The sequence below is a fragment of the Lysinibacillus sp. CD3-6 genome, from assembly GCF_006351725.2.
Lineage (GTDB): Bacteria > Bacillota > Bacilli > Bacillales_A > Planococcaceae > Lysinibacillus.
Genome location: NZ_CP085880.1, coordinates 4,337,286 through 4,349,007, shown reverse-complemented (window position 1 = coordinate 4,349,007; position 11,722 = coordinate 4,337,286). Strand labels below are relative to the sequence as shown.

Annotated in this window: 10 protein-coding genes; 8 read left to right on the top strand and 2 right to left on the bottom strand. The window is 36.9% G+C overall.

The features are described from left to right. Positions 1 to 111: 111 nt before the first annotated feature. The gene (locus FH508_RS21500) at positions 112 to 2,055 is read right to left on the bottom strand and encodes an ABC transporter ATP-binding protein (RefSeq protein ID WP_228134174.1); all 1,944 of its coding nucleotides are present in this window, start codon (positions 2,053 to 2,055) and stop codon (positions 112 to 114) included. Between the two features lie 436 nt (positions 2,056 to 2,491). Between FH508_RS21500 and FH508_RS21495 the strand changes: the two genes are divergently transcribed. The 4 genes from FH508_RS21495 to FH508_RS21480 all read left to right on the top strand — a co-directional run bounded on the left by FH508_RS21495 (position 2,492) and on the right by FH508_RS21480 (position 5,962). After that, complete coding sequence (locus FH508_RS21495) at positions 2,492 to 3,127, top strand: redox-sensing transcriptional repressor Rex (RefSeq protein WP_228134173.1); 636 nt, start codon at positions 2,492 to 2,494, stop codon at positions 3,125 to 3,127. Between the two features lie 117 nt (positions 3,128 to 3,244). Beyond that, positions 3,245 to 3,460 carry a twin-arginine translocase TatA/TatE family subunit gene (locus FH508_RS21490; protein WP_228134172.1) on the top strand — a complete coding sequence of 72 codons (216 nt, stop codon included), beginning with the start codon at positions 3,245 to 3,247 and terminating at the stop codon, positions 3,458 to 3,460. A gap of 20 nt (positions 3,461 to 3,480) precedes the next feature. Continuing rightward, on the top strand, positions 3,481 to 4,302 hold the full coding sequence (tatC, locus tag FH508_RS21485) for a twin-arginine translocase subunit TatC (protein ID WP_228134171.1): 822 nt from the start codon (positions 3,481 to 3,483) through the stop codon (positions 4,300 to 4,302). A 307-nt stretch (positions 4,303 to 4,609) separates the two neighbouring features. Then, positions 4,610 to 5,962 (top strand): IS1182 family transposase, encoded by a 1,353-nt coding sequence (locus FH508_RS21480; protein WP_173478894.1) that lies wholly within the window; start codon positions 4,610 to 4,612, stop codon positions 5,960 to 5,962. Between the two features lie 148 nt (positions 5,963 to 6,110). Here the strand turns inward: FH508_RS21480 and FH508_RS21475 are convergent, their stop codons facing one another. After that, positions 6,111 to 6,875 carry a CPBP family intramembrane glutamic endopeptidase gene (locus FH508_RS21475; RefSeq protein WP_173478893.1) on the bottom strand — a complete coding sequence of 255 codons (765 nt, stop codon included), beginning with the start codon at positions 6,873 to 6,875 and terminating at the stop codon, positions 6,111 to 6,113. Positions 6,876 to 7,047: 172 nt separating this feature from the next. On the opposite strand from FH508_RS21475, the gene groES reads away from it, so the two are divergent. The 4 genes from groES to FH508_RS21455 all read left to right on the top strand — a co-directional run bounded on the left by groES (position 7,048) and on the right by FH508_RS21455 (position 11,578). Beyond that, the gene (gene groES, locus FH508_RS21470) at positions 7,048 to 7,332 is read left to right on the top strand and encodes a co-chaperone GroES (RefSeq protein WP_173478892.1); all 285 of its coding nucleotides are present in this window, start codon (positions 7,048 to 7,050) and stop codon (positions 7,330 to 7,332) included. Between the two features lie 56 nt (positions 7,333 to 7,388). After that, positions 7,389 to 9,023: a chaperonin GroEL gene (gene groL / locus FH508_RS21465; protein WP_173478891.1), complete on the top strand. Its 1,635-nt coding sequence runs from the start codon at positions 7,389 to 7,391 to the stop codon at positions 9,021 to 9,023. A gap of 407 nt (positions 9,024 to 9,430) precedes the next feature. Beyond that, the gene (locus FH508_RS21460) at positions 9,431 to 10,291 is read left to right on the top strand and encodes an alpha/beta fold hydrolase (protein ID WP_173478890.1); all 861 of its coding nucleotides are present in this window, start codon (positions 9,431 to 9,433) and stop codon (positions 10,289 to 10,291) included. Between the two features lie 366 nt (positions 10,292 to 10,657). Next, the gene (locus tag FH508_RS21455; protein WP_173478889.1) at positions 10,658 to 11,578 is read left to right on the top strand and encodes an iron-hydroxamate ABC transporter substrate-binding protein; all 921 of its coding nucleotides are present in this window, start codon (positions 10,658 to 10,660) and stop codon (positions 11,576 to 11,578) included. Positions 11,579 to 11,722: the final 144 nt, after the last annotated feature.

Genomic DNA, 11,722 nt, shown 5'->3' with positions numbered 1-11,722 from the left:
ATAAAGTTGTGGGCATTTTTTGTCGAAAAATAGCACTTGACCAATATATATGAAAAATAAAGACGAGTAAAGAAAAAAGCCATATGACATAGCATATGACTTTTTGAGAGTTTATAAAATAATCTTTTCTAGTTCCTCATTTAGCTCGAGCCATTCCATTTCAATAACTTCATGCTGGTCTTTTATAGTAGCTAACTCACCTTGAAGTTGTGAAATTTTCTCATGGTCAGTGAAAATTTCAGGATCACAGAGAGTCTCTTCTAAACGAGCGATTTCTGTAGCAGCCTCTTGCATATTGATTTCTAATTCTTCTATAGAACGTCTAATTTGGCGCTCACGTTTTTTTGCCTCTTTATCTATTGTAGAGGTAGAGGTCTTTTCAGGAGCAGTTGCTTGTAATTGCGGTTGAGAAGCAGCCTTCATTTGAGCAATTTCAAAAAGTTCCTGTTTTTTTTCAAGGTAATAATCGTAATCACCTAAATACTCAAATGAACCTTCGCCTGAAAGCTCCACTACTTTCGTTGCAATTCGATTAATAAAATAACGGTCATGCGATACGAAAAGAAGTGTTCCAGGGTAATCAATTAAGGCATTTTCCAATACTTCTTTACTATCTAAGTCTAAGTGGTTGGTAGGCTCATCGAGAACTAAGAAATTCGCCTTTTGCATCATTAACTTTGCTAATGCAAGGCGAGCCTTCTCACCACCAGATAAAGAATTGACGGCTTTATCCACATCTTCTCCACTGAATAAAAAGCGGCCAAGTACAGTGCGAATGTCTTTTTCATTCATTAAGGGCCATTCATCCCATAGCTCTTTTAAAACACTTTTATTGCTCGACAGCTTTGCCTGTTCTTGATCGTAATAGCCAATTTGCACATTAGTGCCATAACGTATTTCTCCAGCAAGTGGGGACAGGTCTTTGACAATCGTTTTTAATAATGTCGATTTACCAACACCATTAGGCCCTACTAGTGCTATGCGATCTTCTCGAAACGTTCGTAGTGAGATACCACTAGATATTTGCTTGTCACCGTAGCCGACAGTTAAGGAGTCAATAGAGAGCACATCATTGCCACTTTGTCGTTCTATCGTAAAGCCAAAGCTAGCTGATTTTTCGTTACCGTCAGGAGAGTCCATCCATTCTGTACGTTCAAGCATTTTGCGTCGGCTTTGTGCCATTTTTGTCGTAGAAGCACGGGCTATATTTTTTTGAATAAAATCCTCAAGTTTTGCTTTCTCATCTTGCTGGCGTTCAAACATTTTGACATCGCGCTCATAGGTTTTCGCCTTTTCGTCTAAATAAGCACTGTAGTTTCCAGTATATTTCGTAACGCGATGACGAGAAACCTCATAGACGATAGAGACAACTTGGTCTAAAAAGTAACGGTCATGGGATACGATTAAAATAGCACCTTCATAGCCTTTTAAATAAGTCTCTAACCAAGAAAGTGTTTCAATATCTAAATGGTTAGTTGGCTCGTCGAGAATTAATAAGTCTGGCTTACTTAATAGAAGCTTAGCAAGAGCTAAACGAGTTCGTTGACCACCTGATAATGAGCTAATTGCTTTTTCATAATCCTCTGGGTAAAATTGCATACCATGAAGAACAGAGCGCGTATCAGATTCGTATTGATAGCCGCCTGCATCTTTAAAATCATGCTGTAATTGGTCATATTCGGACATGACCTTTGCATACATTTCTGGCTTTTCGTAAACCGCTGGATCAGCCATTTGCTGTTCAAGCGAACGTAATGTTTTTTCTTGTCCAAGAAGCGGTTCGAAAATTGTCATCATTTCGTCCCAAATTGATAAAGTTGAATTTAGACCCGCATGTTGTTCTAAATAGCCAACTTGTACGCCCTTCGGAATAATAATATCGCCAGAATCATATGACAATTGCCCAGCGATGATTTTTAGTAAAGTGGATTTACCAGCTCCGTTACGTCCGACTAATGCTACACGATCACGGTGTTGGACTTCTAGTTTGACACCACTTAAAATTTCATCTGCAATAAAGGATTTATATAGTTGATTGACTTGTAATACAATCATTCTTGACACCTCAATTCTTTCTTAGTGTAAAGGATGACGGAATTGCTTGCAATGCCAGTGCTTTACTTATTCTAAGCTGTCATGTAAGATTGAAACGATTTCTCTTTAGTTAGTGGCGTAAAACGCGCAGTTAACTAAAGGGAAATCCTCCAGTTGATGTGAAAATATTAACTCGCTTTAGCAGAAGTCATCCATTTATAGAAGTGGAAGATGAATATTAAATATGCATTGAACTCAGTGTGGGTTGAAACCCGTCTGAATCAAGTTAACAGCCAGCGAATGCCCTAGATTTCATTGGGAGCCTTTTTTACATGCTCACAAAAAATTATGAGACGCAAATACGCTGAGAGATGTAACTGATTCATATAAGCATGTTTTAAAATGAGTATTCAAATACGCTTAGGTGAATTTGATGTGTTTATAAGGAGGAAAAAGTTTGAAACAAGAAGTAAAAATTCCACAAGCCACAACGAAAAGACTTCCTCTTTACTATCGATTTATCCAAAACTTTGCGCAAGAAGGAATGGAACGTATTTCATCGAAGGAATTGAGCGAGGCGATGAAAATCGATTCTGCAACGATTCGTCGTGATTTTTCTTATTTTGGTGCGCTTGGCAAAAAGGGATATGGCTATGATGTTCAGCATCTATTGAAGTTTTTTAGCCAAACACTTGATCAGCATGAAACAACAAAAGTAGCGTTAATCGGTGTGGGGAACTTAGGGAATGCATTTTTAAAGTATAATTTCCAAAAAAATCATAATACGCATATTGTAGTTGCATTTGACTCAAAGGCACCAAAGGAAGGGAAAATGATAAGCAATATTCCTGTGTATCATCCCGACTTATTAGAAGAAAAGTACGCTGAATATGGAGCAGACCTTGCTATTTTAACTGTATCTTCACGCTCGGCTCAGAAGATGGCAGATCGTTTAGCTGCAATGAATGCAAAAGGCATTTTAAACTTTACACCAGAGCGTATTACCGTACCAGATACTATGAAATTATTAACGATAGATTTGTCGGTAGAATTACAAGCGCTTATTTACTTAATCCGAAATAGCGATAAATAAAGGGCATTCACAAATTTGTAAACTGTTACAAATGATGGTGTTTAAACTATTGAAATAAATTCGCCAAACGAAAAAATTTAAGTTAAAATGATATATATATAAGAGGAGGTGGCTGCAATGGTTGTGCACTTAAGTGCTTTCACACCAGTTAGCCTAGTTATTATCGGTGTGGTTGCAATTTTAATATTCGGACCAAAGAAATTACCTGAGCTAGGTAAGGCAATGGGTTCTACACTTCGCGAATTTAAAAATGCAACAAAAGGTTTAGCTGATGACGATGATGATACAAAAAAGAAAATAATTGAACATAAAGAAAATGATAACGTTAAGTAAGTTAAGGATGTCAATTTAATATGAATCCAAGAGAATTAACAGTTGTAGAGCATTTAGAAGAACTAAGAAAACGGCTCTTTATTTGCGCTGTTTTCTTTGTTATTGCACTTATAGTTGGCTTTTATCTAGCCGAACCACTTATTAAACATATTCAATATAGTAAAGAAGCGGAGCAACTAACTTTAAACGCATTTAAAGTGACCGATCCACTTGTCGTATATTTACAAGTGACGGTTGCAATCGCATTTGTGATAAGTTCACCGTTGCTTCTTCATCAACTTTGGTTGTTTATTACACCAGGTTTACATGAGACAGAACGCAAGGCAACTTTAAAATATATTCCATATTCGTTTTTTCTATTTTTAGCAGGAGCTTCATTTTCATATTTTGTGTTATTTCCCTATGTCATGCACTTTATGATGGGTTTATCTACAGAATTAGAAATACAGCAAACAATTGGTATTAACGAATATTTTTCATTTTTATTTCGTTTAGTCATGCCGTTTGGAATCATTTTTCAGTTACCTGTAGTGACGTTATTTTTAGCGCGTTTAGGTATATTAAATCCTGAACTGATGGTGAAATTCAGAAAATATGCATATTTCGGGTTAGTCGTTATTGCGGTATTTCTTGCACCGCCAGATTTTATTTCAAACGTTATCGTAGCAATTCCGCTATTTGTAATTTATGAGGTTAGTATTATCATAGCACGCAGAGGCTATCGCAAGTTTTTACAAGCCGAGGCATTGCTTTTAGAGGAAGAGCGTAAAGAAGCAGAACGCGAGCAAGTTGAGCGTTTGTTAGCTGAGCAGCGACGACAAATTGAAGAATTAAATGACTAATAAAAAGAGCTAGATGTTTTCACATCTAGCTCTTTCAGACTGTAGACAAACTCGAAAAATTTCGAGTTTGCCTACAGTCTTTTTTCATTTTAAAATAAAAATAGATGTCTACTGCCGTTGATTTCCGCTACGTTCGGGCGCTTTCCGCGGGCACACACGTAAGCCGCAACCCTCGCTAACGCGCGGTTTGTTGCGTCTTACGTTCTGTGCTTTCCCGCAGGAGTCGCCCGCCCTTCGCTCCAATCAACTTGATATGAATTGCTATCAATCAACTATAAATAAAATAATCTATTTGAGGTGATGGAAAATGATGTCGAAAAATCAAATCAATGAACGTGACCAATTAGAAATGCTGACAATTGACCAATTGGTGCCACAAGACCATTTAGTTCGAAAACTAGAGGCAGCGATTGATTTTTCGTTTATCTATCCATTAGTCGAAAACCTCTATTCATCTTTAGGGCGTCCAAGTATTGACCCCGTTGTTCTCTTTAAAATGACCTTTATTCAATACGTTTTTGGTATTCGCTCTATGCGTCAAACTATCAAAGAAATTGAAACGAATATGGCCTATCGCTGGTTTTTAGGTTTTGGCTTCCATACAGAAGTTCCTCACTTCTCTACCTTCGGTAAAAATTATGCACGACGCTTCCAAGACACAAATGTGTTTGAACAGATATTCTATCGTATTCTAAAAGAAATTATGAATCGAGGGCTCCTTCATGCGGACCATGTATTTATTGATTCGACGCATGTAAAAGCGAGCGCCAATAAACGAAAGTATGATAAAAAAGTCGTTCGAAAAGAAACACGTGCTTATGAAGAGAAACTCCAACTGGAATTAAATATTGATCGTGAGGAAAACGGAAAAAAGCCCTTCCCTCCAGAGAAATTTGAAAAAGATGAATGGAAAGAAATCAAAGAAAGTACGACAGACCCTGAGAGTGGTTATTATGTTAAGGATGAACGGACTAAGCAGTTTGCGTATTCATTTCATGCAGCGACAGATGAAAAAGGCTTTGTATTAGGAACGATTGTGACTCCAGGAAATGTGCACGATAGCTATGTATTGCAGCCACTTGTTGAAAAAATCATTGAAAAAGTGAAAAAGCCATTAGCGATTGCTGCGGACGCTGCTTATAAAACACCTGCCATCACTAACTTTTTATTAGAGAATCAAATGTTACCTGTTCTCCCTTATACACGTCCTAAAACAAAAGATGGTTTCTTTCGAAAGCATGAATATGTGTACGATGAGTACTATAATTGTTATCTTTGCCCACAAGGGCAGGTATTGAAATATACGACAACGACGAAGGAAGGGTATCGCCAATATAAATCGAATCCAACGATTTGTGCGAATTGCCCCTTGCTATCACAATGTACAGAAAGCAGGAATCATCAAAAACTGATTCAACGGCATATATGGGAAACCTATATGGAAGAAGCTGAACATTTCCGCCATTCTTATGATATTAAACAAATTTATGCAAAGCGCAAAGAAACGATAGAACGTGTCTTTGCGGATGCAAAAGAAAAGCATGGTATGCGATGGACAACCTTAAGAGGTCTTAAAAAATTGTCCATGCAGGCGATGCTTACTTTTGCTGCCATGAATTTGAAAAAGCTTGCTACTTGGACATGGCAAGCTGCTTCATAGAGAGGAAATGCTCGAAGAGTATGGTCAAAATTAAAGTAAGAACCCATTTTTTACAAAGAAAATAACAAAAAGGGATTAAGAATTCTATTCTTAATCCCTTTTGTCGACAAGCTGAAAGAGCTAGATGTTTTCACATCTAGCTCTTTTTTTATTGCATTTTTTGCAGTTCTTCTAAAAACTTTTGCAGCGGTTCTGCGTTAAATTGTACGAGTGTTACGAAGCCGTTCAGCATGACATGGGCAATAATCGATGTCCAAATCCGTTTTGTTTTGTGGTATAAGAAAGCAAAGATTAGACCACATATGGTATATAACAGAATATGTGAGAAATCGAAATGAATTATTGCAAAGAAAATAGCACTGACAATGGCTGCCACCCAGAAATTAGTCGTTTGGACGAGTGAGCCAAAAATAACACGACGGAAGACGAATTCCTCTAAAATTGGGCCAAAAACAACAATCGCTAAAATGGCAATTGGAGCACCTTTTGCTATCGCCACTATATCAGCGGTGTTTTCTGAGCCACCCTCGATCCCGAATACAGCCATTTCAATAGCAGCACCAATCATTTGTCCAAAGAACACAAGGAAGAAACCTAGGACACCCCATAAGATTGTAAGGGGAATAGACTCTTTTTTACCTTGATAGATATTCCAAAACGCTTTATCGCGAGTAGTTAAAAACAAACTTAAAACTAATGCAATGGCAAAGCTGAGAGCGATATACCAGCCTTGTGTAATAGGGGCCGCTTGCTCAGGAGGTAAACCTGTTGTACTCATCACGAATTTATGAAACGGTAAAAGTAACCATTTGCCTGATAATTGCATGATAATGTAAACAATTAAAACATAGAGAGCGGTTTTTTTATGCTGTACGTTTTTTAAAGTATTATTCACAGTCAAAATCCTTTCCATTCATAAGCTACCTTTCTATTGTAGAGGAATATGGAAAGAAAACAAAATTTTTCGTAGTTCTGGCTTGCAAAAAGACAGTTGATTGATTATCATAATAAATGTATTAGCACTCGTTGATATAGAGTGCTAATAAACATATAAGAAATATTTAATTAATAGGAGGTTGTTTCACTTGTTAAGACCACTAGGAGATCGTATTGTCATCGAACTAATCGAGGTAGAGGAAAAGTCTGCATTTGGAATTGTACTACCAGACTCTGCAAAAGAAAAACCACAAGAGGGTAAAGTAGTAGCAGTTGGGACAGGTCGTATATTAGAAAACGGACAACGTGTAGAGCTTGACGTTAAAGTTGACGACCACATTATTTTCTCTAAATACTCAGGTACAGAAGTTAAATATGAAGGCAATGAATACTTAATCTTACGTGAAAGTGATATTCTTGCAATTATTGAATAATAGTTATTATATTAATTAGGCTTAACGAATATTCCATTTCAGGAGGGTAAATTCAAATGGCAAAAGATATTAAATTCTCAGAAGAAGCTCGTGCATTAATGCTTCAAGGTGTAGATAAATTAGCAAATGCAGTAAAAGTGACATTAGGTCCTAAAGGTCGTAACGTCGTTTTAGAAAAAAAATTCGGTTCACCATTAATTACAAATGATGGTGTAACAATTGCAAAAGAAATTGAACTTGAAAATCCATATGAAAACATGGGTGCAAAATTAGTAGCAGAGGTTGCTTCTAAAACAAATGAAATCGCTGGTGATGGTACAACGACTGCGACAGTTCTTGCGCAAGCGATCATCCGTGAAGGTCTTAAAAACGTAACAGCTGGTGCAAACCCTGTAGGAATCCGTAAAGGAATCGACAAAGCGGTAGCAGCAGCACTTACAGAATTACATGCTATTTCTCGTCCAGTAAGCAACAAAGAGGAAATCGCACAAGTTGCGGCAATTTCAGCTGCTGACGACGAAGTAGGCCAACTAATTGCAGAAGCAATGGAACGTGTTGGTAATGATGGTGTTATTACAATTGAGGAATCTAAAGGTTTCACAACGGAGTTAGATGTAGTAGAAGGTATGCAATTCGATCGTGGCTATGCGTCTCACTACATGGTAACAGATACAGATAAAATGGAAGCGGTTCTTGATAACCCATACATTTTAATTACTGATAAAAAAATTACGAATATCCAAGAAGTTTTACCGCTATTAGAACAAGTGGTACAACAAGGTCGTCCACTATTAATGATTGCTGAAGACGTTGAGGGTGAAGCTCTTGCAACACTTGTAGTGAACAAACTACGTGGTACATTCAATGCTGTAGCCGTAAAAGCACCAGGCTTCGGCGACCGTCGTAAAGCAATGCTTGAAGATATCGCTATCTTAACAGGTGGTCAAGTCATTACAGAAGAATTAGGCTTAGACCTTAAAACTGCTGATATTACATCATTAGGCCGTGCTGCGAAAGTTGTTGTAACTAAAGATTATACAACAATCGTAGAAGGTGTTGGTGGTACTGAAGCAATCGAGCGTCGCGTTGGCCAAATTCGTGCACAGCTTGCTGATACAACTTCAGAATTCGATAAAGAAAAATTACAAGAACGCCTTGCAAAATTAGCAGGTGGTGTAGCAGTCATTAAAGTCGGTGCTGCAACTGAAACAGAATTAAAAGAACGCAAACTTCGCATTGAAGATGCATTGAACTCAACACGTGCAGCAGTAGAAGAAGGTATCGTATCAGGTGGTGGTACTGCACTTCTAAACGTTTACGCAGCAGTTGAAAAAGCAGCTGATGCAGTTGATGGCGATGTAGCAACAGGTGTGAAAATTGTGCTTCGTGCATTAGAAGAGCCAGTTCGCCAAATTGCAAACAATGCAGGTCTTGAAGGTTCAATCATTGTAGATCGTCTAAAACGCGAAGAAATCGGTGTTGGTTTCAACGCAGCAACAGGCGAGTGGGTAAATATGATGGAAGCAGGCGTAGTAGACCCAGCAAAAGTAACACGCTCAGCACTACAAAATGCAGCTTCTGTAGCAGCGCTATTATTAACTACTGAAGCGGTTGTAGCAGATATTCCAGAACCAGCAGCACCAGGTATGCCTGATATGGGCGGCATGGGTGGCATGGGCGGTATGATGTAATACAGCCCTTAAACACTTGATAGGACTTGGTTTTAAAGTGAAATGCTAACATAGAGTACTATAATCGAAGCTTCTCATGAGTTGTGTAAACTTTTGGGAAGCTTCTTTTTTCATTTCTTTTGTCACGGGAGATAGAAGTTCTTAGTGATTGAATCATCTGAATGGTCACGTCTATCCATGATTTGTTCGAGTGCGACACCTGCTCCTTTCAATAGTGAAGTGTGTATGTCTCGACGAGTGCGGTGTTAAGTCTAGGTTTCACTTTGCGATTGTAAGCATTAACTAACAGTTGAATGATTTTTGTTTAAATATCTTTGTAAAACCTTAAAGCTATATGGTAAGTTTATTTAAAATTAATAGATCAAAGAATATAACAAAATAGATGAAGTTGAGGGAGAGTAATAGAATTGAAGAAGTTTCAAATAACAGTAGAAGGCAATACTTTTCACGGATATGAATATGGTGATAACAGCCTTCCTTCACTTGTTTGTCTACACGGAATGACTGGTGATTTAAAAAGTTTTTCTGGGCTTATTGAATACCTAATAAATGATTTCCATCTTATTCTTATAGATAGTCCAGGCCATGGAGAAACGGATTCACTAAAACGGGAGGAGGATTATATGTTTTCCTCCTTAGCAAAAAGTATTTATCAAGTAATACAACAAATTACGAATAAACCTTTTTACATGATTGGACATTCTTGGGGGGCAGACCTTTGCCTACATATCGCAAAAATATCTTCTGCTAAGGTAAAGGGCGTTATTTTATTAGATGGAGGATATGCGTTTCCTGAACATGTTGATGGACTGACAGAGGAAAAAGCTTTGATAGATTGGAAAGAATATGTTGAGTCCAGTATATATGGTTCTTGGGACGAAGTGGTCAAAGAATACCAAAGTTATACAACACGGCAATGGGATACAAATCTTAATGCATTAATAGCATCTAGCTTTAAAAAGGTTAATGATAATTATATATTTAAGGCTGACGTTTTCAGTATTTTAGCGATTATTAAGGCATTTTATAAAGAGCCTTGTTCAACCACTTTTGAAAGGATTGAGTGTCCTGTCTTATTACTTCATGCAACCATTCTACCGACAGATTCAGCCCGACAAAAGGGAATACAGGAAATTAAAAAAGGTATTAAAAAATTAACAGTAATAGGTATAGAAAACACTAAACACCAACTTCATTGGGACTTTCCTGAAAAAGTTGCTAATGAAATTCTATTGTGGAAACAAGAAAGTAAACACGAAGTTTATTAACAATATTTTCTTCCTCAATAAATTGCGTTTGTAGATGACGATAATTAAAGTAGCCTTGTTAAATTGCTTTTAACAAGGCTATTTTTTATCTCGTTAATTAGCTATCAAATTGTTTAGTTACTCGTCGTACTTGGCTTTTGGCACCATATTTTTAAAGTCAGATATAAGTATGTAGTTCCTCATTACGTTTCATCGTATTTTTATGGATCTTTATTGAGAGCGATTGCTGATAGAAAAGGGAATTTATCTTAAGCTACTATTGACAAAAGATTAGAAGGAGACTATCATTTTTAAATAACAATGATAATCATTATCATTGTTCTGTGATAAACGATAATGATAATAAATCTAAAGGAGAATCTTAAATTGAAAAGATTTATAATACCTTTCATTTTGATGTGTGTGCTTTTTCTTAGTGCCTGTGGCAATAGTACAAAGAATCAGGCAGCAGGGGATGCAAATAAAGAGGATAAAAGTGAAACAATTACATATCAATCTGAAAATGGACCTATTGAAGTACCCGCTCATCCGAAAAGGGTAGTAGTTTTAACTGGTAATGCAGGTGACGTAATCTCATTGGGCGTCAATATCGTAGGGGTAGATGAGTGGTCTAAGGCAAGTCCGTTATTTAAAGAGCAATTAAAAGATGTTACAACTGTGTCAGATGAGGATTTAGAGACAATTATTGAATTAGAACCAGATTTAATTATTGGAGGCAGCGATAATAATAACTTAGATAGGTTGAAAAAAATTGCCCCAACAGTTACCTATACGTACAATAAAGTCGATTATTTAACACAGCATTTAGAAATTGGTAAATTGCTAAACAAAGAAAAAGAAGCTCAAGACTGGATTGATGACTTTAAAAGCCGTGCCACTACTGTAGGAAATAAAATTAAAGCAAAAGTTGGCGAAAATTCAACGGTGACTGTAATGGAAAGTTATGATAAAGATATAGGTATTCTTGGAAATAGTTGGGGAAGAGGCACAGAGGTTCTTTATCAGGCAATGGGTCTGAAAATGCCTGAAAAAGTAAAAGAAATGACAACTAAAGAAGGATACTACATGATATCATCTGAAGTATTACCTGACTATGTTGGAGACTACTTGGTTGTGAGTAAATACAATGACCAAGATAATTCCTATCAAAAAACAGAACTATATAAAGAAATGCCTGCAGTGAAGAACGACCATGTAATTGAAGTGGATGGAAATGCCTTTATGTTTAACGATTCTCTAACTTTAGATTACCAGCTGGATTATTTTGAAGAACAACTTTTAAAGTAAGCTGTTTTTTAAGTGATAATTACTTTAAATTGAAAATACAAAAATGCAGCTTCTGAAGCGGTAGTAGCAGATATCCCAGAGCCAGTAGCACCAGGTTTGCCTGATATGGGTGGCATGATATGCTTATACCTTTGAGTTTGGAAA

Bases quoted from the DNA above. Each gene is read 5' to 3' on its own strand.
- FH508_RS21480 (WP_173478894.1), top strand. From the start codon at position 4,610: ATGATGTCGAAAAATCAAATCAATGAACGTGACCAATTAGAAATGCTG.
- FH508_RS21490 (WP_228134172.1), top strand. From the start codon at position 3,245: ATGGTTGTGCACTTAAGTGCTTTCACACCAGTTAGCCTAGTTATTATC.
- groL (WP_173478891.1), top strand. From the start codon at position 7,389: ATGGCAAAAGATATTAAATTCTCAGAAGAAGCTCGTGCATTAATGCTT.
- FH508_RS21475 (WP_173478893.1), bottom strand. From the start codon at position 6,875: ATGGAAAGGATTTTGACTGTGAATAATACTTTAAAAAACGTACAGCAT.
- tatC (WP_228134171.1), top strand. From the start codon at position 3,481: ATGAATCCAAGAGAATTAACAGTTGTAGAGCATTTAGAAGAACTAAGA.
- FH508_RS21500 (WP_228134174.1), bottom strand. From the start codon at position 2,055: ATGATTGTATTACAAGTCAATCAACTATATAAATCCTTTATTGCAGAT.